Raw genomic sequence first — 24,523 nt, forward strand, 5'->3', positions numbered from 1 at the left:
CTCACTCTTTCCAAGCAAGTGCTTCTAAGAAAGCAAACACATCCTGCTCTAATTTTTTCCGTTCTGGTCCCACGGTCACCACATGACCGCTTTCGGGATACCATTGAAGCGTATAGGGAACATGGGACAATGCCGCTGCGGTTTTGAAAACCGTCTGTGGATCGATCATTTGGTCCCTTCCTGCTTGCGCCAAGAAGACTGGGCGCTCGATTTTTCCTAAATGCTCAGCTGTGGTTTGTCCGACTGTTTCGATTCCTTGCAGTTGTTCTCTGACCTTACGAGGGACTTCTGCCAATATTTCTTTTTGGGTCGCCTCATCTAAATCAGCGTAGGGTATGACCATTTCAGCATACTTTTCAAAATTGACTGGTACTTCGTTCTTGGTTTCAAATAACGGTGAGCAAAAAAGACCGCCGCCCATCAATGTTGGGTCTTGCGTCAAACGATCCATCGCTAAAATCCCACCCATCGAAAGTCCAAGAACGGCAACTTCCTCATAGCCTTTTTCTTTCACATAAGCAACTGCATCCGCAGCATCCTGCTGCCAAACAGTCATTCCTTGATTTAAGATATCATCTGGATTCGGTGTACCATGTCCAGTAAACATCGGTGTATAAACCGTGTAGTCTTTTTGTTCTAACGAACGACAAAGCATGCGCACATCGTTAGGACTGCCTGAATAGGCATGGAACAAAATGACCGCTCGTTTGCCGTGTTCAGCAAAAACCGGTTTTGGTTGATTAAATGTTTTCATGTTTCCTTTCACCTCACGTCCAATTCTACCATAGTTAGCAAGAATACTTCGACAAATGCGATCAAAATCTTCCCGTTAAAAAGAAAAAAACCTCTCTTTACGAGAGGTTCGCTAACAAAGTGATTAGTTTGATGAAAGAAAAGCCAAAATAAAGAGCAAGACCATCCAAACAAAACCTAAAATGGCCGTTGAACGCTGCATCACCGCTTCAAATCCACGGGCTTTTTGCTTACCAAACAATTGATCTGCACCGCCAGTAAAGGCACTAGCTGCACTATTTTGCTTGCTAGGCTGCATCATGATCGTAATGACCATTAAAATCGAAATAACGATCACAGCAGTTAATAAGATGTTATACACGTTAGCTCCTCCTTGCTTGCTAAAGTCGTCCTTTCCATTTTAGCATTTTCCGCTGGAAATTACTACTCTCTTTTTGTCATTGATCGTTGCATGACGGTTAAAAAAAAAGACTGTCCTTTCTGACAGCCTTTTTCTCATAGATCACTTTCGTTCAAATCAGCGAACGAGTACGTCATCGTATTCTGGTTTTTCTTTGAACTCTCTGACCGCAAAGGAGCAGACAGGCATAATTTTTTTCTCTTCCCGTCTTGCTTTTTCAACAACCGCTTTGAGTAATTTTTGCGCCAATTGCTGGCCGCGATAATCAGGGTTGACGAAGGTGTGGTCTACTTCTAGAACATCATCTGGCGTTTCTTGCCATGTGATTTCTCCCACCTCTTTTTCTCCATCATACAAAGCAAAACGTTTATTTTCTTCTTTGATTTCCATTGCTTTCTTCCTTTCTATCAGACGATGTCTGTATTTTGTTTGATATTCTCAATGAATTGCAAAACGGTTGGCCAATATTCTGGTGCATCTTTCACTGCCTGTAAATGTCCCATATTCGCAAAGAGGACTTTTTGTTTCGGTCCAGCCGTTGCTTCCATTAAGGTATTGATCTCTTTTTCCGAAAGAAAAAAATCTTTTTCTCCTTGTAAAAACAGCACAGGTAAATGGTTGCTGCCGACTTGTCGGGTCACCGAGATCTGCAAGAAGGGATAACCGACTAATTGTTTGCTATAGCGATTCGCTAAGCGCAAAAAGCGTTTGATCGGTAACCGAGAAAATTGCGGCAAGCTTGATCGGATCGCACTGTAAACGGACGTATAGCTGCTGTCTGAGATCAACCCAGCCACTTGCACCGGCATGACTTCTCCACTAGCCAGCAGCAAGGTCGCAGCCCCCATTCCTAAACCATAGAGGAAGATTTGTGTTTGTGGGTCTTTTTCCAAAATCTTATCGATCCACAAAAGCAGATCCATCCGATCTAGCCACCCTAAGCCGATCTCTTTGCCTTCACTGCGGCCATGTGCACGTAAATCAGGAACTAAAACATTGTAACCAGCAGACCAGAATTTCTCGGCTGCCTCTTGACAATCTGCTTGCCCATCACTGCGATACCCATGCAAGCAGATCACCCACGTTTTTGCACACTGATCAAAGACTTCCGCTGTTAGGATCAGATCATCGGCGGTCGTTACCGTACATTCCGAACCTTGTGCCCAAAAAGCCGAACTCTTTGTTGCGATCCGCTCTTTGTATGGAATCCCCAGTTTCTTTCTGCCTTCTTTTTCATACCATTCATTGTTTCGCATAATGATCGCCGAAACAAAATAGCGTACGCCCTTTTTCAAAACAGACGTGCGATATACATAGTACACCAAAAAACCAAAAATAAGCAGTAGTAGCAATAGCCAAACCATAGGATCCCCCCTTAATTTTAGTTTACCATTTACAATGGATTTCAGCCAAAGTTTTGTCGCACGTCTTAAATAAGTCCTATACTTTAAAAAAACTTTGCCCTGACTTCTAGCAGAGAAGCAGGACAAAGTTTTAATTGGTTAACTATGTTTTCGTCGATAAAGTATGCCAACGCTTGTAACGAGTAAAATACTTCCAAGGATACTCCACTCATAAGAAGAGCGCTCGTTTGTCTTAGGCAATCGTTTTTCAGTAGTCGCATGGTTTGCGTCATTCTTGTTGTCATCTTCCGATTGTTTAGAAGTATCTGGCTTTTTAGGTGACAACGGGACCTGCGGCTTTTTAGGATCACTCGGTGTTTTTGGTGTCTCTGGCCCTGTATAAGTGTTGACTAAGTTATAGCCATTTATTTTGGTGGTGTAATCTGGAACTTTTCCTTCTTGGATCGTGTAGGTATAGGCTTTTCCTTCGGCATCGTATTTTGGCAGCTTATCAAAGCGATAGGTCCAGTTCCCTTCTTTATCTGCTTTTACGATTTTTTCTGCGTATTTTTCGCCGTTTCGCATCAGATTGACAGTGATGCTTTCAGGACGGGTATTGAATTGATTGTCGTTGTCATTCCAAGTTTTTCTGCCTGAAACTGTGGTTGTTTCCGTATTGACTAGGTCATAGCCGTTTACTTCACTGATATATCCAGAAACGTCTGCTTCTTGAATCGTGTAAGTGCAGGCTTTTCCTTCGGCATCATATTTAGGCAAATTATCAAAGCGATAAGTCCAGTTCCCTTCTTTATCGGCTTTTACGATTTGATTGTCGATCTCTTTACCGTTTTGCATTAATTCGACAGTAATACTTTCTGGTCGGATGTTGAGCTGATTGTTGTTATCATTCCATGTTTTCGTACCTGAAACTGTTGTTGTTTCCGTATTGCGGTACGTATTGACTAGATCATAACCGTTGATTTCACTGGTGTATCCTGGAACTTTTCCTTCTTGGATCGTGTAGGTATAGGCTTTTCCTTCGGCATCGTATTTTGGCAGCTTATCAAAGCGATAAGTCCAGTTGCCGTGGCTATCTGATTTTACGACTTGCTTGTCGATTTCCTTATCATTTTGCATCAGCTTGACAGTGATGCTTTCAGGACGGGTATTGAACTTGTTACCATAATCATTCCACGTCTTCGTTCCCGATACTTCTGTCGTTTCGGTGTTACGGTAGGTGTTGACTAAGTCATAGCCATTTACTTTGATGGTGTATCCTTCAACGGGTGTTTCTTGAATTGCGTAGTCATAGGTCTGACCAGATTCGTCGGTTGTTGGTAGATCGGTAAATTCATAATGCCATTCCCCCTCTTTATTCGGGGTAACCGTTTTTGTTTGGAACATTTCACCGTTTTGCAGTAATTGAACCGTAATGCTTGTCGGACGGGTATTAAATTTGTTGTCATAATCGTCCCACGTTTTGGTTCCGCTGACTGTCGTTGTATCAAGAGACAGCAGGTGATTCATTGCAGCTAGTTTGATTATCGGTACAATCGTTTCATTGGCTTGAAGATCCCAGCGGTGAGTTTCCGCATTGACCAATACCGTATCAGCAATGATACTGCCGTCAACATTTTGGTGGACATCAACTGTATCACCAACAGCCAAAATCGTTCCTTGGAAGGGACTATTAATCGAAAGCATTTGATTTTCTGGCTGATTAATAAAATTCCACAGGATAATGGCATCATCAAACGCTTCTGTTTCATGACTATTGCGCGTCGTGCCATCTGTATATTCTAGTTTGATTTGCGACTTGATATTAACGGTACTTGCTCCTTCGGTATCCACATTGATGAGTACAGGAGACGTGCCTTTTGTTAGCCCTTTGATGGTAATTGGTGTATCTTTTTCTAATTCTGTTTTTGAAAGAGTAACGACTACCTTTTGATCTTCTTCATCAATAGTATCTGCCGAAAAAGAAATTGGTTTCTTGTCGATTAGATAACCATCTGGCGCTTCTGTTTCAACAAAGGAATAGTCCCCTTCTGGAAGATCCGTTTCGATTACTTGTCCATCATCATTTGTGACCTCTTCATCAACCTCTTTATGTGTCTTTTTATTTTGAAGTTCGTAAACACCGTCATCAAGCGGGTTTCCTTGTTCATCCGTTAAGGTCAACACCACCTCTTGCGTATCATTTTCAGCACGGGCGGTATTAATGACCCGCTGATTATTATCAGTAAAATCTTTGGTTACACCGGGTGTTTGCGGATAGGCTCCTAGCCTTTCTGACGTCGCCTGTAACGTTGAAAATACCTTTTTAAAATCTATATACGGTTCACTTGCAGATTGATCTTGGAAAACTTCGGAAGTTTTCAAGTGATCCATTCTCTGTCCATTTACAAAAACGGCAGGTTGTTGATTTTGATCTGCTAAATCTACTGTGACTGATGGGCCAAAGACAACTTTGTTTTTTCTGCTATCAGTTCCTGACACAAAAGAAGAATTTGCGATCGTATTGACCTTTTGAATATAATTGATTTCTGTTGCCAACGAACCATCCTGAATACTGGTTCCAAAATTGACATTTCCATTTAGTTCTCCCACTGCTAAGTTTCCGTTCGTGTGGGTATTTAGCGTCGCATGGTTAGCAAAAATATGAAAATATTGGGCTTCTCCTAGAAGTGCGTCATCAACTTCTGGTACATCATTTTTAAAGCTGCCGCCACTTGATAGTTGTGCAGCTGATGGCGCACTTACTTGTGTATCAGGCGTTGATTCTATTGCTGTTGATGCGGTAGTTGACTCTGCTTGTGGTTGTGATTCGCTGCTTTTTGTTGCAGGCTGTTTTTCGGAAGCTTCTGTTTGTTCCTGACTGTCAGCAAGCACTGCTTCGGCACTCGTTGCTTCTGTGGATTGATTGTCAGGTAGAACAACTGCTACATCTGTTGTGTTGATAATGTCTTCTTTCACTTGTCCATTTTCTTCATCTGCTTGAAGAAATGCGGATTTGATTATCAATGTTTCAAGAGCTTTTGTTTGAAACGTTAGCGTCATTTGGCTAAAGGAGCTGCTAGTACTTTCTTCCATCAGCTGCTGTCTTTGCGGATCATATGTAAATGGCGTGCCGTTGCTTTGGATTGATTCTGGCAGAACCGTTCGTTCTCCTTCACTCAAGCTGAATGCCAGTTGATTAGCAGCAGATTGCTGATTCTTTTCTACCTCGATCGTCCAAGTGATTTCTCCTGTCGTAGGATTTGGTGATGAGGTCACTTGCGCTGTTCCTTTTTCATTTTGAAATAGAATTATTTTGGTGTTTCCCTCGGTGTCCGCATGAGCTGTAACGACTGGTAACAATGGTGTCACATAGGACATTACAAGTAAAGACAACATAACAATCGGGTAAGATATTTTTTTCACATAAGTACGCATTTCTCTTCCTCCAAACAACAAATTTTACTCAGGTGATTATCCTAATCGGAAAAAAGAGAAAATGCAAAATGACCCAAATTTTGATTCTGTGAGAAAAATGAGAGCAAAAACCGAAAAATGGGTCCTGCTCTCAAGGAAATTTGTGAAAATGAAATAGGATTTCTTTTGTTTGAAAAACAATAGAATATTTTTTTCATTATAAATACTCAAAATCCAGAAAGAATCTTTTGTTTGTGATAAAAGTTCTTTCATTGAAAACTCTTAAACACCAGGAGTGATTGGCTACTCGCTAAAATTTCACTTGTCAAAAAAAAAAATGTAAACTGAAAATGAAAATTTTCATAAACAATCATATTATTTTCATTTTTGGTTACAAAAATTTTAGCAGATTCTTTAAAATCTTATTGTTATTTTCCCTCTATTTATAAGTTCTCTTAACTTTTCAACTTACATTCTATAGAAAAAAACTGTTCCTTGTTCATCTACTAGAAACAGATTTTTTCTATATAGCTTTCATTCACTTTTAATTACTAAAAGTTTGAACAATCTCCTCTTGATCAAAGTCACAAGCCACATCCAAGGACAAAGAATCTGCAGTAGCCAATGCACCCCATGACAAACAAAATCTTAAATCAGCTGGACTTTGATTCCCCTCAATATAATAAGCTGGGAATCCCGAGTCAGATCTGTCAAGTTGATATACACCCCCGGATTTTTTCAGGAAACACTCATCGTCATAATATTGAGTTACAGCAAAATTAAGGTTATTGGCAGATTTTTTTAACAAATATTGCGCGCCATAGTATCTTTGCCCACTAACGATTTCAAAATCACGGAAAGAGTGTCGAGGAAGATTCGTTTTTATCTCAATTTTTCCCTTCCCTTTGATCATTTTTAAATTAGGCAATAAGATAAAGCGACCGATTATTTCGCTGACCCAATCTGGATGACTTTCACCGTAGTCACTCGAAAAATTGCTATGACCATCGATTACTTTAAAAGAAATCGGCTCACCGTTAAAGGTTAACCACCAGTTGCCAACAGTTGTGGGTAGCAACTGTTGACTATAAAGATCGCCAAACAATCTGTCTGGTCTTTCATCACATGAATCAGACACAGCTATATCCTTATAATGCTTTTCTATATATACCAATAGATCGGTATCGTCTGTAACGACAGAATATGAGCTACCATCATCAATGATTAGTTCTAAGCTGCCTAATGGATGCTGAATGTACGGAAGATCTACATCACGATTCCAGCCTTCCCACTCAGGGTAAGAATCAAAGATCAAAAGATCATCCAAAGAAATGCTGGGTAAAAAACCAGTTAGCACCCCTTCATAAAGATAAGTATCTTTGATTGCATCCAATAAATTATGGCCGCTCAGCCAAATAAGCGACTTTCCATTTTTCTTCTTTTCAATCGAATGCAAAATACTTATGTCACCTGAATAATCGGTAATCAGCCAATTATACTGGAGGATCACATCTTTTGGAAATAGGTCAATAATTCCTGCAGCGGAAACAATATGTTCTACTTCCTTTGATACTACATTATTTATGTACAATTTTTTCATCAGCATTCTCTCCTAAAATACTAAGTTTTCCTATAGTCTATCATACAATTAGCATACCGATAAAACTCGTAAAAAAGTCCCCCCATGTCATTTAACATGAGAGGACTTTACCATCATTTCAGTACAGCCAAACGAAAATGTTTGATCAAACTGAAATTATTTATTTTTTAAGTTGTAGAATGCTTGCAAGCCTTTGTATTCAGCAACTTCACCAAGTTGGTCTTCGATACGTAGCAATTGGTTGTATTTTGCAATACGGTCAGTACGTGAAAGAGAACCAGTTTTGATTTGGCCAGCGTTTGTTGCAACTGCGATATCAGAGATTGTTGAATCTTCTGTTTCACCTGAACGGTGAGAAACGACTGCAGTGTAACCAGCTTCTTTCGCCATTTCGATAGCATTGAATGTTTCAGTCAATGTACCGATTTGGTTAACTTTGATCAGGATTGAGTTACCGATACCGTTTTTGATTCCTTTTTCAAGGATTTCAGTATTTGTAACGAACAAGTCATCCCCTACTAATTGAACTTTGTCGCCTAAGCGTTCAGTTAATAGTTTCCAACCATCCCAGTCGTTTTCATCCATACCGTCTTCGATAGTGATGATTGGGTATTTGTTAACTAATTCTTCTAAGTAGTCAACTTGTTCAGCAGCAGTACGTTTTACGCCGTTTTCGCCTTCAAATTTAGAGTAGTCGTAAACACCGTTTTCGTAGAATTCTGATGATGCACAGTCAAATCCTAGGTATACATCTTTACCTGGTTCTAAACCAGCAGCTTTGATTGCTTCTAAGATTGTTTCAACACCGTCTTCAGTTCCTTCAAAACGAGGAGCGAAACCACCTTCGTCACCTACTGAAGTTTCTAAACCACGTTTAGACAAGATTGATTTCAAAGCGTGGAATACTTCAGTACCCCAACGTAAGCCTTCTTTGAATGTAGGTGCGCCTACAGGCAAGATCATGAATTCTTGGAAAGCGATTGGTGCGTCAGAGTGAGAACCACCGTTGACGATGTTCATCATAGGAGTTGGCAATACTTTTGTATTGAATCCGCCTAAGTAGTGGTATAAAGGTACTTCTAGGTAATCAGCAGCTGCACGAGCAACAGCGATAGAAACACCAAGAATCGCGTTTGCGCCTAATTTGCCTTTGTTAGGAGTTCCGTCTAAAGCGATCATTGCTTTATCGATAGCCATTTGGTCACGTACATCGTAGCCGATGATAGCTTCTGCAATGATGTTATTTACATTGTCAACTGCTTTCGTTACACCTTTACCGCCATAACGAGCTTTGTCGCCATCACGTAATTCAACTGCTTCGTGTTCACCTGTTGAAGCTCCTGAAGGAACCATTCCGCGGCCGAAAGCACCTGATTCTGTGTAGACTTCTACTTCGATAGTTGGGTTACCACGTGAGTCTAAGACTTCGCGTGCGTAAACATCAGTAATAATTGACATGTTTTGTCTCTCCTTTGAGTTTGTTTTATCTTAAGGGGAAAGCCCCTTGCGAACAACTTAATTGTAGTGAAAAAATCACGATTCTGCAAATGTTATTTTCATGAAAATGAAATTATTTTACAGCATCTAATAATGCTAGGAATGAATCAGCTTGCAAGCTTGCGCCGCCAACTAATGCTCCGTCAACATTTTCTTTTGCCATGTATTCAGCAATGTTTTCAGGTTTTACAGAACCGCCGTATTGGATACGCACGCTATCTGAAACTTCTTTGCCGTATAATTTTTCAACGGTTTTGCGGACAACGCCACAAATTTCGTCTGCGATGTTTGCATCCGCTGATTTACCAGTACCGATCGCCCAGATTGGTTCGTACGCAATCACAAGATTACTTACTTGACCGTCTGTTAAACCGTCTAAGCCAGCAGTGATTTGTCCTTCGATCCACTCCGCTGTTTTGCCAGCTTCATAGGTTTCTAAAGATTCACCACAGCATAGGATTGGGATCATGCCGTTTGAAAAGATTGCTTTGGCTTTTTTGTTGATGTCTTCATCTGTCTCATGGAAGTATTCACGACGTTCTGAATGACCAATGATGACATAGTCAACACCTAGATCTGCTAAAGCTGCTGGTGAAGTTTCACCAGTAAAGGCACCTTCATTTTCCCAGTAGCTGTTTTGAGCAGCAATTTTTAATTCTGTTCCTTCAGCAGCATTCACTAATGTTTCTAAGAATAGAGCTGGCGAACCGATCACAGAGTCAACTGTATCGTTGCTAGGAATTTTTGTTTTGACTGCTTCAGCAAATTCTTTTGCTTCTTTCGCAGTTTTGTTCATTTTCCAGTTTCCGGCAATAATTGGTTTGCGCATGTTCTGGCACTCCTTTTCGTTATCAAGCGTGCAAAGGATCTCCTTTGCACGGCTTGTCATTGATTATTTATCGTTGATCGCAGCTAGGCCAGGAAGTGTTTTTCCTTCTAGCAATTCAAGGCTGGCACCGCCACCTGTTGAGATGTGGGTAAATTTGTCAGCAAAACCTAATTGTTCTGCTGCAGCTGCAGAGTCACCGCCACCGATGATCGTTGTTGCATCTTCAAGGTTGGCAATTGCTTCACAAACACCGATCGTACCGTTTGCGAAGTTAGACATTTCAAACACACCCATAGGTCCGTTCCAAACGACTGTTTTTGCGCCTTTTAATGTTTCAGCAAACAAAGCGATAGTTTCAGGTCCGATATCTAAGCCCATTTGTCCTTCAGGAACATCACCAGTATGTTCTTCTGTTGGGACATCATTTGAAAATTCAGCAGCAGTGATTGAATCAACTGGTAATACTAATTTATCGCCAGCTTTTTCGATCAATTCTTTTGCTAATTCTACTTTGTCTGCTTCCACAAGAGAATTACCGATTTCCATACCTTTTGCTTTGTAGAACGTATACGTCATTCCGCCGCCGATCAAGATTTTGTCTGCTTTAGGAATCAAGTTTTCGATTACGCCGATTTTGTCAGATACTTTTGCTCCACCAAGAATCGCGATCATTGGACGTTTTGGTTCTTCGACTGCTTCACCGATGAATTTGATTTCTTTTTCCATTAAGAAACCAGCAACTGTTGGGATACCTGTTGAAGCGATCCCTACGTTTGAAGCGTGTGCGCGGTGTGCGGTACCAAATGCATCATTTACAAAAACATCGCCTAAAGAAGCCCAGTATTTACCTAGTTCAGGATCGTTTTTGCTTTCTTTTTTGCCATCGATGTCTTCGAAACGAGTGTTTTCAAAAACAACGACATCGCCATCTTGCATGTTGTTGATCGCTGCTTCTAATTTTTCGCCGCGGGTTTCATCCACGAAAGTTACTTCTTTGCCTAACAATTCGCCTAGACGTTTCGCAACTGGCGCTAAAGATTTTCCAGCTTTATCTGCTTCTTCTTTCACACGACCTAAGTGTGAGAAAAGAATTGCTTTTCCGCCGTTTTCGATCACGTAATTGATTGTTGGTAATGCTGCTTTGATCCGTGTATCATCTCCGATCACTCCATCTTTCAATGGAACGTTGAAGTCCACACGTACAAGAACTTTTTTATCTTTTAAATCGATATCTTGAACTGTCATTTTCGCCATGAACAGATTCCTCCTAGCATAATTGTTAAAAAAAGCGGAGAAGCGCGATGCTTCCCCGCTTTCTCTTGCGATGGTTTAAATTAAAGTCGTTCGCAACTCTTATAGGTTAGCGAAGTATTCTAAAGTACGTACTAATTGTGCAGTGTATGACATTTCATTGTCGTACCAAGCAACAGTTTTAACTAATTGTTTGTCGCCAACAGTCATAACTTTTGTTTGAGTTGCATCAAATAATGAACCGTAAGTCATACCAACGATATCAGAAGAAACGATTTCGTCTGTGTTGTAACCGTAAGATTCGTTTGAAGCTTCTTTCATTGCTGCATTGATTTCATCAACAGTTACTTCTTTGTCAAGAACAGTAACTAATTCAGTTAATGAACCAGTTGCAACAGGAACACGTTGAGCAGCACCATCTAATTTGCCGTTCAATTCTGGGATTACTAAGCCGATCGCTTTAGCAGCACCAGTTGAGTTAGGCACGATGTTTGCAGCAGCAGCACGGGCACGGCGGAAGTCACCTTTAGGGTGTGGTCCGTCTAGAGTCATTTGGTCACCTGTGTAAGCATGGATTGTAGTCATTAATCCTTCAACTACACCAAATTTGTCGTTCAATGTTTTCGCCATAGGAGCTAAACAGTTTGTTGTACATGAAGCACCAGAGATAACTGTTTCTTCACCTGTTAAAGTTTCATGGTTTGTGTTGTAAACGATTGTTGGAACATCGTTTCCACCAGGAGCTGAGATAACTACACGTTTTGCACCAGCTGTTAAATGTTTTTCAGCAGCTGCTTTAGAAGTGAAGAATCCAGTACATTCTAACACGATTTCAACACCTAGTTCGCCCCAAGGCAATTCTTCAGGGTTGCGGTTAGCTAAAACTTTGATTTCGTTTCCGTTCACATTGAATGAACCTTCGTGAACTTCAACTGTACCGTTGAAACGTCCTTGTGTTGTATCATATTTTAACAAGTGAGCTAACATTTTAGCATCTGTTAAGTCATTGATAGCCACAACTTCGATTCCTTCTACTTCTTGGATACGACGAAATGCTAAGCGTCCGATACGTCCAAATCCATTAATACCTACTTTAACTGTCATTTAAGATTTCCTCCTTATGAAAATCATAAAAATATTTATTTTAAAGGGTTGCCCCTTTTAAAATCTCATTTGCGCAAGCTTCATCGGTGATGAGCCAGGTTTGTTTTGGTGCATTTTTCATGTATGCATTGACCGCTTTGGCTTTTGATTGTCCGCCAGCGACCGCAAAAATGATTGGGACTTTTTGCAAATCTTTTAATTGAAGTCCGATGCGAGGAACTTTGTAGACGACCTCGCCAGCTTCGTTAAAGAAATACCCAAAGGATTCTGCAACTGCATTTTTTTGTTTTAACATCAGAATTTCTTGTTCTGACATTTTTCGTCGAGCCGCCATATGCAACGCCCGTCCAATACTATGAATAACACAATTCGCTTGACTTATCAAGTTTAAGACATCAACGATGGCGGGTTCTTTCAAGAGAAACTCGTAGGTGTTCATGCTTAATTGTTCTGGTACAAACAAGGAGCGATAATCGCCGTTTGTCTGCATCGCCATTACTGAGCTGACTGAGTTTGCTTGCACGTTGACTGATTCTCCGATACCGCCACGGGCTGGAACAAACAAGTTATGACGTTTGGCGGTTTCCAAATTGCCCAATTCCTCGGCAACTTTCGCCATTGTCGTCCCTCCCATCACTGCGATGGTGTTTTTGCCTTCTGGCAATAAGAGATCCAACGATTCATTCAGCAACTGGCCAAATTCAGCAATCACTTTCGGTTGTCGATCACCATCGCCGCTCGCAATCAAACAACGTTCGATGCCAAAGGTCTCTGATAATCGTTTTTCGATTTGGTGCATTCCGAACAGCTGATCCATCAGTGCACCGATCTTCGTGTACACTTCTTCTCCATAGGCGGTCAATTGCATGCCGCTTTTTGAAGAGTCGATCAGTTTTAGCTTTTTAAGGATATCTGTTTCCGTCCTCAACACGCGTTCCGTCATTGATAAACTTTCCGAAAGTGTCCGGCGGCCAACGGGCTGCATCCAATAAATATTTCTTAAGATACGGTAACGTTCCTGGAGTACAGCGAGAATATCCGGGGTGATTGCCTCAATCAATTTTAATTCATCGAGCATTTTATATCCTCCCGTTGGACAATTTTCGTCCTACAATGACTTAAAATGACCCATCGATTGCAAAAAAAATTTAAATCTGTTTCCTACACCAATAATAGTAGCACTTATCGCCTTGATACGCAACTATTTCAGTCACAAAATCTTGCTTTTCATAAAATCGTCATAATTTGAAAAAGAGGAAAGGATCGATAAAAAAAGGAAAGGCTTTGCTGCCTTTCCTACTCGTTAATAGTACGTTTTGCTTTACTCGAATCGTTTCCGCTTGGAAGAACCTGGGATATTCATAGCTTCACGATACTTTGCCACCGTTCGTCTGGAAATATCGATGCCCTGGGCTTTGAGGGCATCTGTCAACTTCTGATCTGACAATGGTTTATTTTTGTTTTCTTCATCGATCAGTGCCTTTAGCTGCTGTTTGATCGATGCCGTCGTCAGGTCATCACCGCTTTCTTGTGTCGAAACTTTCTGTCCAAAAAATAGTTTTAATTCAAACACCCCAAAGGAGGTTTCCAAGTATTTCCCGTTGACCGCTCGGCTGACCGTTGATTCATGAATCCCTAATTCTTCGGCAACTTCTCTTAAAACCAATGGCTTTAATGGGCGATCTGGTTGAGTGAAAAACTCCTTTTGCCGTGCAACGATCTGCACCCCGACACGATAGATGGTATCCCCTCGTTGCAGCAAGGTCTTTTTCAGCCACTCGAACTCTTGGGCTTTATTGTCTAAATAACTTAATACCTCTGGATCACCGCTTTGCTTCAATTGATCAAAATACTGCTGCTGAAAGCGAACCTCTGGCAAGGCGCGTTTGTTTGATTTCACGATCGGCTGTCCTTTTTCAACCGTCACCCGCAGGTCAGGAACGATGTAAAGCCCATCGGTTGCCCCAAACGCAGCCCCTGGTGTGGGGGTCAATGTTTGAACATAGTCAAAGACCTTTTGGATCTCAGTTAATGGAATCTGCAGCGCTTTGCTGATTTTGTCCCACTTGCGCTCTGCCATTTCCGTAAAAAATTCTTCTAAAATGAGATAGGCCATTGGCGGCGCATAGTCATCTCTTTCCGTTTGCAGCATCAAACACTCTCTTAGATCACGAGCACCGACGCCTGCTGGATCTAGCTGCTGGATCAAGGTCAAGGCATCGAGCATTTGGATTGGGGTCCCACCAACAAGCTTTCCAGCTTCTTCCAGATCAATCGTCAAAAAGCCGTTTAAATCAATGTACTCGACTAAAAATAAAACGATCGTCCGCAAGAAGGTATCTCGGTAGTTTAAATGCACTTGATCAATGAGGTATTCGAATAAAGACGTATGCTGGTCAGGGATCTGGCTTAAATAATCCATCAATTGTTCTGATGAGCCATTGCTTTTGCTTGGTGTGATGGGCGAATCATATTCCCCCAGATCAATCAATGGATTTTCTAATGCTTGGTTATCTATGAAGGACAATAATTCGTCTGCAGAAAATTGCAACACTTGGATCGATTGCTGTAATTTCTGCGTCATAGCAAGCTTTTGCGTCTGTTTTTGTTGTTGTGAAAATTGCTGTTGAAATTTCATCATTCTACCTCTTGTTTTTTTCACTGAAATTGGTTAAACTAATATTTGTGCTTCGCGCCTTTAGTGTAGTGGATATCACGTAAGATTCCGGTTCTTGAGACGGGGGTTCGATTCCCTCAAGGCGCGTTTTTTCTTTTCGTTACAAGTATACTCGATTCAAATCAATAATTCAAAAGCACTTAGGGACCGCTGATGCGGTTCCTTTTTTATTTGTATCTATGTAAGAAGGCGAACTCGTCCTTCAACGATTAAAAGCTGCTTGCAGCCATAAGGCGAAAAAAAGAAGAGGATTACTCCTCTTCTTCCTCTTCATCCGCAAAATCATCTTCATCATCGTCATCGATAATGGTTAGATCTTCCTCAATGCTGTCAGGTAATTCTTCTTCATCATCGGTGCTATTGTCGGCGCCGATTTCTTGCAAGTCTGAATTGTATGCCGAGATTTCTTCATCCTCTTCATCATCATCATCAAAGAGATCATCTTCTTCGTCATCTGACAAATCAGTATCCTCAGGATCATCATCGTTATAATCGATTGCGTCTTCATCATCGTTGATAAAGGCATTGACTTTTTTACGTTTGCGACGACGTGGTGTATCTTCATCCTCGTCTTCGATGCCATGGTTGACTTCTTCATCGATCGAATCAATGGCGTACCATGAACGTAAGCCCCAACGATTGTCGCCTAAAGAAATAAAACTACCGTCGATATTCAAGTCTGTATAAAACTGCGCCAATGAATCACGAATCTCGCTGTCTGAAGTTTCAAGATAGTTTTGAATTTGGTTGACCAAATCAGAAAAATCCATCACGTCACCGCGCTGCTCTAAAATCGCATGGGCAACTTCAATCATCGACAATTCGTTTTTATTTACACCTTCAAATACATTAATTTCCAAACGGGACACGTCCTTTCACAGTCTACTCCTAATCATACAAAATTACGTCTCAAATTGCAATTTTTTCTTTCAATTTCCCTTTGATCAAGCGGTAAATTCTAAAGATAGTTTGTATTCGCCGACTTTGTCAGCAGCCATGAACAAGTCATAATCGATATCGATCTTTCCCGAGTATGGACGGTCTTTCAAGCTAACGTGCAGGTGATTGGTGAAGGTGTGGAACATCATCAAACCATACGGGGTTTGGTAGCTCGTCTCTAACCGTTCCTTATAAGAAAATTTCAAACGCATGCGCATTTCCCCTGAGCGAATCAATTGAATCAATCCGTCTGGCATGATTTTCATCGTGACGGGAACGTCGGTACCGTCTGGCTGGATCTCTTTGTAACGGATATATAAGGTATCACCGATCTTGACTGCTTGTCCTTGCAGATCAAACAGAAAGTTCTCTGTTTCCCCTGCTTGACGTACATTGGTTGTTAAATGAATCGAGATTGGGATTCCTTTTGATAATTCTTGCATGTACGTGTGCCTCCTTTGAAGATTTCAGTTTCATTCTTGCTTTTTTTCATTCGTTTGTCAATCATTTCAGTTGATTCTCCTTGGTCTATTTCTTCATTGAAAATAAAAAAGCGAAAACAAAAGCAAGTTTTCATTCTTTTCTCCAAGTAATTTTCCAAGAATCGTATATAATAAGGATAACAGGTATTTTTAAAGGAGTTTAACCGATTTGACTATCTATATAATGGATCAAACCTTACCACGTATCCACAATCCTTATGAGCCGTTTGCTTTCACCGATGTTGCCACCGAAGCTGCTGGCAAACTTGAACAAGTTTATTGTCATTTTTGGCAGTTGTCCGATACGATGATTTTAGGAATGAAAGATACCCGGCTGCCTTTTTTGATAGATGGTCTGCAGGTTTTGAAAGAAGCTGGCTATGACTCGATCATCCGCAACTCAGGCGGACTTGGGGTCATCAATGATGCCGGTATTTTGAATGTCTCCCTCATTTTCCCTAAACATTTGGCTGCCACTACGGATGCAGCCTATGAAATGATGGCGACATTGTTGCAAACAGCCTTTCCTGAGCGGACAATTTTAGCTTATGAAATTGCTGACTCGTACTGCCCAGGCACCTATGACCTGAGTATTGACGGAAAAAAAATTGCTGGCACCGCACAACGACGGATCAAAGAAGGCGTGGCTGTCATGATGTACCTGAGCATCAATGGCGACCAACCAGCCCGCGGCTCTCTCGTTCGTCGTTTTTACCAAGCAGGTTTAAAAGAGCGCTTTGGTACGGATGGCTATCCAGCCGTCAATCCTGCGAGCATGACCACTTTAGAAGCGGCTCTCGGCCGTAAGTTTACCACACAAGAGGTGATTGACCGCTTGCAAAAAGCCCTGCTTTTCTTGATCACAGACCAATCCCTATATCCGCTTGAGTCACTGGATCAATGGCTTTCAGAAAATAACCTTAGCGAACAAATGCAGCAACGCTTAGCTGGCATGGAAAAGCGAAACCAACCAATAAAGGAGTTTAGCGATGAGCCTACCATATAAATATCAAACCTTAGCGATAGAAAAAGTATTTCGTGACCCTGTTCATAACTATGTCCATGTGCAGCACCAAGTGATTTTAGACTTGATCAATTCCAAAGAAGTGCAGCGTTTGCGACGAATTAAACAACTAGGGACTGCTTCTTTCACCTTTCACGGAGCAGAACACAGCCGCTTTTCTCACTCCTTGGGGGTTTATGAAATCAGCCGCCGCATTTGCGATATTTTCCAACGCAATTATTCGATTGAAAAAGTCGGACCGAACGGCTGGGATGATAAAGAGCGTTTAGTGACCTTGTGTGCAGCATTGCTTCATGATGTGGGCCATGGACCATACTCCCACACCTTCGAGCATATTTTTCATACGGATCATGAAGCCATCACAGTGGCGATCATCACTTCTCCTGAAACGGAAGTTCATCAGATATTGAACCGAGTGGAAGCTGGATTTCCTGAGAAAGTGGCAAGTGTCATCACTAAAACCTATCCAAATCCCCAAGTCGTTCAAATGATTTCCAGTCAAATCGATGCTGATCGGATGGACTACTTGCTGCGCGATGCTTATTTTACCGGCACTGAATATGGCACGTTTGATCTGACCAGAATTTTACGAGTGATTCGTCCGTACGAAGGCGGTATTGCTTTTTCTATGAATGGCATGCACGCTGTGGAGGACTACATCGTCAGTCGTTACCAAATGTATGTGCAAGTTTATTTCCATGCGAGTTCTCGAGGGATGGAAGTGATCTTAGCCCACTTGCTGGATCGTGCTGCAGAACTTTATCAAGTGGATCAGGAAATGTTTCAAAGCCATTCGCAACTGCTTCTCCCATTTTTAAAACAAGAATTCACTTTAGATGAATACTTGAAACTCGACGATGGCGTGTTGAATACCTACTTTACCCAATGGACAGAAGAAAATGATCCAATCCTCAGCGATTTGGCCAAGCGGTTCTTAAATCGTAAACCGTTGAAATCCGCCCGCTTTGACGATGAGACGCAGTTGCCGATGATTGAAGAAATGCAGGGACTGGTGGAAAAAGTCGGCTTTAATCCCCGCTATTATACTGCCATCAATTCAAGCTTCGATCTGCCTTATGATTTTTATCGGCCGACTTCAGGCAAACATCGGACACAAATCGAATTACAGGAAAAAGATGGTTCCCTTGTGGAATTATCCCAAGCCAGTCAGCTTGTTGCAGCCTTAGCGGGACAAACCCAAGGTGACCAACGCTTTTATTTTCCAAAAGAAATGATTGACCCCAACATCCAAAATCACTATGATTTATTTGGAGAGACGTATCAAGAGTTTGCCAAGCACATTCGCAATGGTGCTTTGATCAAACCAAGCCACTAGGAGGAACTTATGAGTATCAAACTGATCGCCATCGATATCGATGGCACCCTGCTGAACAACGACCGCAAGATCACTCCAGCAGTTTACAAAGCATTAAAAGACGCAGAAGCACAAGGCGTGCGCATCGTTTTGTGTACGGGACGCCCCTTAACTGGTGTCCAAGATTTATTGAAGGAACTAGACTTATTTACGGACAATGATTTCGTGATTACCTACAATGGCTCTTTGGTTCAAAAAACCAAAAATCAAGAGATCATCTCTGAATTCGGCTTGTCCCAAGATGACTATCTCTTTGTTGAGATGACTGCGAGAAAATTAGGGGTTCACCTTCATGTAGAAACTGAGGATACCATGTATACCGCTAACCGCGATATCAGTCCTTACACGATTTATGAAGCCTTCTTAGTCAACATGCCATTGAAATATCGGACACCAGAAGAAATGACTGCTGACTTGAATATCATCAAAATGATGATGATCGATGATCCCGCAATACTGGATCAGATCATCCCACAATTGCCGAGCAGTTTGACCGACAACTACAATGTGGTTAAAAGTGCTCCATACTTCTTGGAAGTCCTAAATAAACAAGCCCATAAAGGAGCTGCTGTCAAAAAATTGGCGGAGCACTTAGGCATCAAACAAGAAGAAGTCATGGCGATCGGCGATAATGAAAATGATTTAACCATGGTGGAATATGCTGGTATCGGTGTGGCGATGGCCAATGCTACTGAAAACGTGAAAAATGCCGCAGATGTCCTAACCGCTTCAAATGAAGAAGACGGTGTAGCAGAAGTGATCAACAAGTATGTTTTAACAAATAACTAAGTGCAAAAAAGTCAGGTTTCCTTTTTATCGGAAGCCTGACTTTTTTATTTTGCCAACCACTGTTCAACTGCCCATTTATGGCTGCCGCGTTTCAATCGTTGGATCGCTTCTTCTGGCGTGTACCAAGACAATTGATTGGTTTCTTCTGTCGGTTCGCAAACTTTTTTCCACTGTGTCATTAAATAGAAATAGCCCGGGTGATGGTAAAATGTATCGCGATGGCGCGAATAGAAGTATTCAACTGCCTCCCCTAAATACTCAGCAATCTCCCCTTCAAATCCAAGTTCTTCAATCAATTCTCGTTGGATCGCTTCTTCTTTGCTTTCATTTGGCTCAATTTCACCACCGGGCAAAAAGTATGCGCCGTTGGGTGCTTGCACCAAGATCACTTCATTTTTTTCGTTTGGAAGAACGACATACGCCCCATATCTTGATTTGTATGGTTTCCCCGCTTCTTTTTCCCCGAACACAATTTCCTTTTCTGGCATGATTCCCTCCACCAACACTTTCTTTCCATTTTACCCTATGCCAATAGTCTGGACAAGCTGGAAATAACGCTCGGTTGTCTTTTATTCGTTACAAAAAGAGAAAATATGTTATCATACAACTATCAAGATCGAAAGGATGATTTACCCATGAAAATGGCTCACACATGTGTCCGCGTCAAAGACTTAACGGCTTCTCTAGATTTTTATCAAACTGCCTTTGGTTTTGAAGAATCTCGCCGTCGTGATTTTCCTGAACATAAATTTACTTTGGTTTACTTAACTTTGCCTGGTGATGATTACGAGCTAGAGTTGACCTATAACTATGACCATCCTGGCTATGAGTTAGGCGACGGCTATGGCCATATCGCCATCAGTACCGATGATCTAGAAGCGCTTCATGAGAAGCACCAAGCGGCTGGATTTGATGTCACTGATCTGAAAGGACTCCCAGGAACTTCTCCTTCTTACTATTTTGTGAAAGATCCTGATGGCTACAAAATCGAAGTTATTCGCGAAAAATAAAGCGAAGGTGATCGAAAAAAGGACCTCGTGTCCTTTTTTCTTTTTCGATCCATTTACTAGTAGAAAGGTTTGATCAAATGAAACCCATTATCGGCATCGCTGCTAATGAACGACCAATGATTGAAGAAGCAGAACATTGGTTGTCCTATACACCCAAAAATTTTGTGACCCATATCCAACAAGCCCAAGGCATTCCCCTATTATTACCAATGGGTGTCGTGGAAGATGCTGCGACTTACATCAGCAAAATCGATAAACTCTTGTTAGCCGGTGGTCACGATGTCTCCCCTGTTCACTATGGCGAAGATCCTCATCCCTTGATTCAAGGCATTCATCCTGATCGTGATGTCTTTGAATTGGCATTGATCAAAGAAGCAGTGGCTCAAAACAAACCGATCTTTGGAATCTGCCGCGGCATGCAGTTACTCAATGTCGCATTTGGTGGGAGTTTGTACCAAGATCTCTCTTTGATCGATCACCCAACGATCAAACACGTGCAATTGCCGACGTTCTTTCAATTCCCTACACATCGGGTAAAAATCAAGGAAGACAGTCGTTTGGCTGCTCTTTTAGGCACAACCTATCACGTCAATTCTTTTCATCACCAAGCGGTCAAAACAGTTGCGGATGATTTCAACGTGATTGCGACCGCTCCTGATGGTGTCGTTGAAGCCATTGAATCCACTGCCTATGGCGCACCGATCTTAGGCATTCAGTGGCATCCTGAGCTAGCCGCTCACAAGCTGCCTTCTGAGCAATCGATCTTCAACTTTTTTGTGCAGGAATTCTAAAGGCTTGCATCTTGTTTCTAGATTTTAGCGAATAAAAAACGCCCGATCACGAAAAGGATCGGGCGTTTTGCTTATTTTTCGTTTTTCATTAACACTAATGATTGTTTCAACGTTGCTAAAATGCCATTGTCGTTATAGATCAGGACATTTGATTTGTACATTTTTGCAGAAACCAGCATCAGGACGATCGTGGTAACAGCAAGGATTCCTACTGAAATCAATGCACCGCCGATACCCACTGTATCATTAGCAAGCCGTACTGGCATAATGAAGGAAGATAAAAATGGTACATAGGAAGTTACTCGTAAGACCACGTTATGAGGATCCATACCGCCTAGCACGATTCCAAGCATATACCCGCCCAATGAAAGATACGTCACTGGAATGATGGCTTTCGCCGTATCTTCTGCTTTGTTCACTAACGACCCGCAAAGGGCTGACAAGACCGAGTAGATCAAAATTCCTAAGAAGACGAAAACGATCGCAAACACCAGGAAGGGACCAAAAATGCCATCTGTCGAAAAGTTTGCCAACAAGTCTTTTACCATTGGGTTATCCTTGATCCAGAAATAGCTCCCACCAAAAATCGCAACATAAGCAACTAGCTGGGTCGCTGCAACCATGATTACACCCGTCAATTTGGCATAGTAATGGATTTGCGCCCGTGTACTAGACAAAATGACTTCCATGATGCGTGTGCCTTTTTCAGAGGCAATCTCTTGTGCAATGATCTGTGCGTAAGTAATGATAAAGAAAAAGAGGATCACTGTTGCGATCATACTAACTACTGATTGCATCGCGGTATTGTCTTCCCCATAAGTCATTTCGCCATCTTCACCGAAGGAAACTTTTTGACGATCAAGCGGTGCGACTTCACTAAGGACTGCCACTTGCTCAGCAGTCAGGCCAAGCTCACTAGCTCTATAGGAAGACTGCAAACCCGTCAATAACTGTTGGATCGTCAGCTCTAAAGCTTGCCCCATCGAGGACTCGCTTAATAATTCCCCTTGCAGCGTATCCCCAGAAGCAGTAATAAGTAACAAAGCATCAGCATCTTTGTCTGCCATCTGTTGCTGCCCTTGTTCTTCGCTGTCAACAATTTCAAATTCAAAATCATCGCCGCTTTGGTCCACAAAGGTCTGCGCAATGGCTGGTTCATTCGCATAAACGGCAATTTTATCGACACTGTTCATACCATCAGCAAAATAACCAATGAGATAAAATGCCCCCGTTGCAATAAATGGCACGAGAATCATAATCAAAAACGAAATTGATTTGATATTTTTTTTATAAACATCTAATGCGATTACCCAAAACTTACTCATTCATTTTTCCCGCCTTCCGCTTAAAGATTTCTTCTAACGTTGGTGGTTGTTGATTGAACATAGGGATATAACCATCCGCCGTTGCTAAATCAAATAAGGTTTTTCCTACTGCAGGATCAGCGATCGTAATATCATAGCTGCCATCTTCTCTGGCAAGAACTTCCTCGACACCTGCCACTGCCAAGAGCTGTTCTTTCGTCAAGTTGGATTCTAAATAGACTTTCGTCCGCCCAAAGGATTCACGAATTTCATGAACTTTTCCGTTTAAGACGGTTTGACCATCCCGCAGCATAATCAAGTGATCGCAGATTTTTTCCACATTATCCATATTATGACTGGAGAAAATGACACATGAGCCATTTTTTTTCAGTTCAATGATCCCATTTTTCAACAGTTCTGCATTGACGGGGTCTAACCCACTAAATGGTTCATCTAAAATCACCAATTTTGGTTCATGGATCAACGTTGAGATCAGCTGAACTTTTTGCTGATTTCCTTTTGATAGCGATTTGACTTTATCGGTTTTCTTGCCTTTGACTTTAAATTTGTCCATCCAATAGTCGATTTTTGGTACGATGTCTTCTTTCTTCTTGCCTCGTAACCGCGCGAAATAGATCAATTGATCTTCAATCGTTACTTTTGGAAACAAGCCGCGTTCTTCTGGCAGATAGCCGATAATATTGTATTCTTTTTCACTAATTTTATGGTCATCCCACAATACTTCCCCTTGATCGGCTTTCAAGAAATCCAAGATCAATCGGAATGTCGTCGTTTTACCAGCACCATTTTGACCAATCAAGCCCATGATCTGTCCATCATTGATGGTAAAGGACAATTGATCGACTGCTGTATAATCGCCAAATGTTTTTACTAATTGTTTTGCTTCTAACACATGCTCACCTTCCCTGTCTAATAAAATATATCACTAAAGAAAAAGCCGATAACGGCGCCAATGATCGCTCCGACAAACATCAAGATGACGGTATCGCGGATCACTCGTTGACGCTTCGCCAGTTTCTCTGGTTCATTGTAATAACTTGCTCGATTTTTATATAAGAATTTCATCAGGATCGTGGTCAATCCTACCCCAATCGGGATAAACACCAGCCCCGTAATCAAACCTAGTCCAAAGGACCAAAATGGATTTGTGCGAATATTGAAATAACGGATCAAAAAGTAAATCGCTGCCAATATCACTAAACTGATCACCGAAAGTAGAATAGATTTTTTCATTAAATACCGTGTTTCATTATCGATCCGTTCTTGATAGCTTTCTTGGTCACTGAAAATCGCTGGTGTGTCAGGAGACGCTTTAAAATAAAAATAGCGATCTTTATAATTGCTGATATAAGTCCAGCCTCCTGCTTGATACATCGCTAAGTAATCAACGATCTCAGAGGGCTCTCCTTCGAAAAAGTCTACTGCATATTTGGTCGTTTCTGGGTCTCCTTTGATAAACTTCAAAAACCCTAACCGATTCATCTTCACAAAGTGCCACCCTAACGACGCTTGTTTTTGCAGACGAACCATTTCCTTTTCTGGGTAATAGGCTACACCAAGTGAAAGAAGGTATTTCTTATTGATGCCCATCTTGCTCTCCCCCTAACGCTTCGAAAACCTGTTCTCCGATTTGATAAAATAATTTGCGCCGTTGAATATCTCTCTCCAGAACTTGTCTTCCTTCTGGTGTAATCTGATAGATTTTTTTTCGGTCAACGCTCTCCTCTAAATCGATCCACCCCTTTTTCGTCAGCTTCTTTAAAATCGTATACATCGTTGCGGGACCAATCTCAAACGTCCCTTGGCTTAGCTCATGGATCTGTTTCATGATGAGATACCCATGTTTCGGCTTTAAAAGCGCTAATAAAATCAAATAGGTTGAATCTGTCAATGCCTCATCCATTTGATTCCTCCGTCCCA

Annotated in this window: 24 protein-coding genes and 1 tRNA gene; 6 read left to right on the forward strand and 19 right to left on the reverse strand. The window is 41.5% G+C overall.

What is annotated here, in order from left to right:
* Position 1: 1 nt before the first annotated feature.
* From IGK14_RS12385 to rpoN, 12 genes are all read right to left on the reverse strand, one after another.
* A complete protein-coding gene (locus IGK14_RS12385) occupies positions 2-754 on the reverse strand; it encodes an alpha/beta hydrolase (protein WP_010749799.1) in 753 nt (250 codons plus the stop codon).
* Positions 755-877: 123 nt separating this feature from the next.
* The gene (gene secG, locus IGK14_RS12390) at positions 878-1,114 is read right to left on the reverse strand and encodes a preprotein translocase subunit SecG (protein ID WP_005228700.1); all 237 of its coding nucleotides are present in this window, start codon (positions 1,112-1,114) and stop codon (positions 878-880) included.
* 156 nt (positions 1,115-1,270) lie between these two features.
* Positions 1,271-1,543 carry a GNAT family N-acetyltransferase gene (locus tag IGK14_RS12395; protein ID WP_010749800.1) on the reverse strand — a complete coding sequence of 91 codons (273 nt, stop codon included), beginning with the start codon at positions 1,541-1,543 and terminating at the stop codon, positions 1,271-1,273.
* A gap of 17 nt (positions 1,544-1,560) precedes the next feature.
* Complete coding sequence (locus IGK14_RS12400; RefSeq protein ID WP_010749801.1) at positions 1,561-2,517, reverse strand: alpha/beta hydrolase; 957 nt, start codon at positions 2,515-2,517, stop codon at positions 1,561-1,563.
* Positions 2,518-2,655: 138 nt separating this feature from the next.
* The gene (locus IGK14_RS12405) at positions 2,656-5,931 is read right to left on the reverse strand and encodes a Cna B-type domain-containing protein (protein ID WP_010749802.1); all 3,276 of its coding nucleotides are present in this window, start codon (positions 5,929-5,931) and stop codon (positions 2,656-2,658) included.
* A 523-nt stretch (positions 5,932-6,454) separates the two neighbouring features.
* The gene (locus IGK14_RS12410; protein WP_010749803.1) at positions 6,455-7,510 is read right to left on the reverse strand and encodes a hypothetical protein; all 1,056 of its coding nucleotides are present in this window, start codon (positions 7,508-7,510) and stop codon (positions 6,455-6,457) included.
* Positions 7,511-7,666: 156 nt separating this feature from the next.
* Entirely contained in the window at positions 7,667-8,968 is a 1,302-nt protein-coding gene (gene eno, locus IGK14_RS12415) for a surface-displayed alpha-enolase (protein ID WP_005228686.1), read from the reverse strand.
* Between the two features lie 112 nt (positions 8,969-9,080).
* Positions 9,081-9,836, reverse strand: coding sequence for a triose-phosphate isomerase (gene tpiA / locus IGK14_RS12420; RefSeq protein ID WP_010749804.1), 756 nt, complete (start codon positions 9,834-9,836; stop codon positions 9,081-9,083).
* A gap of 63 nt (positions 9,837-9,899) precedes the next feature.
* The gene (locus IGK14_RS12425; RefSeq protein WP_005234355.1) at positions 9,900-11,090 is read right to left on the reverse strand and encodes a phosphoglycerate kinase; all 1,191 of its coding nucleotides are present in this window, start codon (positions 11,088-11,090) and stop codon (positions 9,900-9,902) included.
* Positions 11,091-11,189: 99 nt separating this feature from the next.
* Entirely contained in the window at positions 11,190-12,191 is a 1,002-nt protein-coding gene (gene gap, locus IGK14_RS12430) for a type I glyceraldehyde-3-phosphate dehydrogenase (protein ID WP_005228677.1), read from the reverse strand.
* A gap of 40 nt (positions 12,192-12,231) precedes the next feature.
* On the reverse strand, positions 12,232-13,269 hold the full coding sequence (locus tag IGK14_RS12435; RefSeq protein ID WP_005228675.1) for a sugar-binding transcriptional regulator: 1,038 nt from the start codon (positions 13,267-13,269) through the stop codon (positions 12,232-12,234).
* A 243-nt stretch (positions 13,270-13,512) separates the two neighbouring features.
* Complete coding sequence (rpoN, locus tag IGK14_RS12440; protein ID WP_174273010.1) at positions 13,513-14,832, reverse strand: RNA polymerase factor sigma-54; 1,320 nt, start codon at positions 14,830-14,832, stop codon at positions 13,513-13,515.
* A 51-nt stretch (positions 14,833-14,883) separates the two neighbouring features.
* Between rpoN and IGK14_RS12445 the strand changes: the two genes are divergently transcribed.
* Positions 14,884-14,955 (forward strand) — tRNA-Arg (locus tag IGK14_RS12445).
* A gap of 164 nt (positions 14,956-15,119) precedes the next feature.
* Here the strand turns inward: IGK14_RS12445 and rpoE are convergent.
* Together rpoE and IGK14_RS12455 are read right to left on the reverse strand one after the other, a co-directional pair.
* Positions 15,120-15,728 (reverse strand): DNA-directed RNA polymerase subunit delta, encoded by a 609-nt coding sequence (rpoE, locus tag IGK14_RS12450; RefSeq protein WP_154694599.1) that lies wholly within the window; start codon positions 15,726-15,728, stop codon positions 15,120-15,122.
* A gap of 84 nt (positions 15,729-15,812) precedes the next feature.
* Positions 15,813-16,250 (reverse strand): DUF1934 domain-containing protein, encoded by a 438-nt coding sequence (locus IGK14_RS12455; protein ID WP_005228669.1) that lies wholly within the window; start codon positions 16,248-16,250, stop codon positions 15,813-15,815.
* A gap of 223 nt (positions 16,251-16,473) precedes the next feature.
* On the opposite strand from IGK14_RS12455, the gene IGK14_RS12460 reads away from it, so the two are divergent.
* Genes IGK14_RS12460 through yidA form a run of 3 tightly spaced genes read left to right on the forward strand, consistent with a single transcriptional unit; the run spans position 16,474 to position 19,477 of the window.
* On the forward strand, positions 16,474-17,295 hold the full coding sequence (locus IGK14_RS12460) for a lipoate--protein ligase family protein (protein ID WP_034696135.1): 822 nt from the start codon (positions 16,474-16,476) through the stop codon (positions 17,293-17,295).
* Positions 17,279-18,649 carry an HD domain-containing protein gene (locus tag IGK14_RS12465; protein WP_010749809.1) on the forward strand — a complete coding sequence of 457 codons (1,371 nt, stop codon included), beginning with the start codon at positions 17,279-17,281 and terminating at the stop codon, positions 18,647-18,649. The genes IGK14_RS12460 and IGK14_RS12465 overlap by 17 nt, the downstream gene beginning before the upstream one ends.
* Positions 18,650-18,658: 9 nt before the next feature.
* The gene (yidA, locus tag IGK14_RS12470; RefSeq protein ID WP_005228663.1) at positions 18,659-19,477 is read left to right on the forward strand and encodes a sugar-phosphatase; all 819 of its coding nucleotides are present in this window, start codon (positions 18,659-18,661) and stop codon (positions 19,475-19,477) included.
* A 44-nt stretch (positions 19,478-19,521) separates the two neighbouring features.
* Here yidA and IGK14_RS12475 read toward each other — a convergent pair whose 3' ends face one another.
* The gene (locus tag IGK14_RS12475) at positions 19,522-19,965 is read right to left on the reverse strand and encodes an NUDIX hydrolase (RefSeq protein ID WP_010749810.1); all 444 of its coding nucleotides are present in this window, start codon (positions 19,963-19,965) and stop codon (positions 19,522-19,524) included.
* A 147-nt stretch (positions 19,966-20,112) separates the two neighbouring features.
* Here IGK14_RS12475 and gloA point away from each other — a divergent pair, with 147 nt between their 5' ends.
* Together gloA and IGK14_RS12485 are read left to right on the forward strand one after the other, a co-directional pair.
* Entirely contained in the window at positions 20,113-20,487 is a 375-nt protein-coding gene (gene gloA, locus IGK14_RS12480) for a lactoylglutathione lyase (protein ID WP_005228659.1), read from the forward strand.
* Positions 20,488-20,564: 77 nt separating this feature from the next.
* A complete protein-coding gene (locus IGK14_RS12485) occupies positions 20,565-21,278 on the forward strand; it encodes a gamma-glutamyl-gamma-aminobutyrate hydrolase family protein (protein WP_010749811.1) in 714 nt (237 codons plus the stop codon).
* 71 nt (positions 21,279-21,349) lie between these two features.
* Here IGK14_RS12485 and IGK14_RS12490 read toward each other — a convergent pair whose 3' ends face one another.
* Genes IGK14_RS12490 through IGK14_RS12505 form a run of 4 tightly spaced genes read right to left on the reverse strand, consistent with a single transcriptional unit; the run spans position 21,350 to position 24,506 of the window.
* Positions 21,350-22,603, reverse strand: coding sequence for an ABC transporter permease (locus IGK14_RS12490; protein ID WP_010749812.1), 1,254 nt, complete (start codon positions 22,601-22,603; stop codon positions 21,350-21,352).
* Complete coding sequence (locus IGK14_RS12495) at positions 22,596-23,495, reverse strand: ABC transporter ATP-binding protein (protein ID WP_010749813.1); 900 nt, start codon at positions 23,493-23,495, stop codon at positions 22,596-22,598. The genes IGK14_RS12490 and IGK14_RS12495 overlap by 8 nt, the downstream gene beginning before the upstream one ends.
* A gap of 17 nt (positions 23,496-23,512) precedes the next feature.
* Complete coding sequence (locus IGK14_RS12500; protein WP_010749814.1) at positions 23,513-24,193, reverse strand: DUF2812 domain-containing protein; 681 nt, start codon at positions 24,191-24,193, stop codon at positions 23,513-23,515.
* Positions 24,180-24,506, reverse strand: coding sequence for a PadR family transcriptional regulator (locus IGK14_RS12505; RefSeq protein ID WP_010749815.1), 327 nt, complete (start codon positions 24,504-24,506; stop codon positions 24,180-24,182). Before IGK14_RS12505 ends, IGK14_RS12500 begins: the two co-directional genes overlap by 14 nt.
* Between the last annotated feature and the right edge of the window lie 17 nt (positions 24,507-24,523).

Source organism: Enterococcus sp. DIV0970a, assembly GCF_051711265.1.
GTDB lineage: Bacteria > Bacillota > Bacilli > Lactobacillales > Enterococcaceae > Enterococcus_D > Enterococcus_D casseliflavus.

Coding starts and splice junctions, on each gene's coding strand:
- IGK14_RS12385 (WP_010749799.1), bottom strand. CDS start 754: ATGAAAACATTTAATCAACCAAAACCGGTTTTTGCTGAACACGGCAAA.
- IGK14_RS12395 (WP_010749800.1), bottom strand. CDS start 1,543: ATGGAAATCAAAGAAGAAAATAAACGTTTTGCTTTGTATGATGGAGAA.
- IGK14_RS12400 (WP_010749801.1), bottom strand. CDS start 2,517: ATGGTTTGGCTATTGCTACTACTGCTTATTTTTGGTTTTTTGGTGTAC.
- IGK14_RS12405 (WP_010749802.1), bottom strand. CDS start 5,931: ATGCGTACTTATGTGAAAAAAATATCTTACCCGATTGTTATGTTGTCT.
- IGK14_RS12410 (WP_010749803.1), bottom strand. CDS start 7,510: ATGAAAAAATTGTACATAAATAATGTAGTATCAAAGGAAGTAGAACAT.
- eno (WP_005228686.1), bottom strand. CDS start 8,968: ATGTCAATTATTACTGATGTTTACGCACGCGAAGTCTTAGACTCACGT.
- tpiA (WP_010749804.1), bottom strand. CDS start 9,836: ATGCGCAAACCAATTATTGCCGGAAACTGGAAAATGAACAAAACTGCG.
- IGK14_RS12425 (WP_005234355.1), bottom strand. CDS start 11,090: ATGGCGAAAATGACAGTTCAAGATATCGATTTAAAAGATAAAAAAGTT.
- gap (WP_005228677.1), bottom strand. CDS start 12,191: ATGACAGTTAAAGTAGGTATTAATGGATTTGGACGTATCGGACGCTTA.
- IGK14_RS12435 (WP_005228675.1), bottom strand. CDS start 13,269: ATGCTCGATGAATTAAAATTGATTGAGGCAATCACCCCGGATATTCTC.
- rpoN (WP_174273010.1), bottom strand. CDS start 14,832: ATGATGAAATTTCAACAGCAATTTTCACAACAACAAAAACAGACGCAA.
- IGK14_RS12455 (WP_005228669.1), bottom strand. CDS start 16,250: ATGCAAGAATTATCAAAAGGAATCCCAATCTCGATTCATTTAACAACC.
- IGK14_RS12460 (WP_034696135.1), top strand. CDS start 16,474: ATGGATCAAACCTTACCACGTATCCACAATCCTTATGAGCCGTTTGCT.
- IGK14_RS12465 (WP_010749809.1), top strand. CDS start 17,279: ATGAGCCTACCATATAAATATCAAACCTTAGCGATAGAAAAAGTATTT.
- yidA (WP_005228663.1), top strand. CDS start 18,659: ATGAGTATCAAACTGATCGCCATCGATATCGATGGCACCCTGCTGAAC.
- IGK14_RS12475 (WP_010749810.1), bottom strand. CDS start 19,965: ATGCCAGAAAAGGAAATTGTGTTCGGGGAAAAAGAAGCGGGGAAACCA.
- gloA (WP_005228659.1), top strand. CDS start 20,113: ATGAAAATGGCTCACACATGTGTCCGCGTCAAAGACTTAACGGCTTCT.
- IGK14_RS12485 (WP_010749811.1), top strand. CDS start 20,565: ATGAAACCCATTATCGGCATCGCTGCTAATGAACGACCAATGATTGAA.
- IGK14_RS12490 (WP_010749812.1), bottom strand. CDS start 22,603: ATGAGTAAGTTTTGGGTAATCGCATTAGATGTTTATAAAAAAAATATC.
- IGK14_RS12500 (WP_010749814.1), bottom strand. CDS start 24,193: ATGGGCATCAATAAGAAATACCTTCTTTCACTTGGTGTAGCCTATTAC.
- IGK14_RS12505 (WP_010749815.1), bottom strand. CDS start 24,506: ATGGATGAGGCATTGACAGATTCAACCTATTTGATTTTATTAGCGCTT.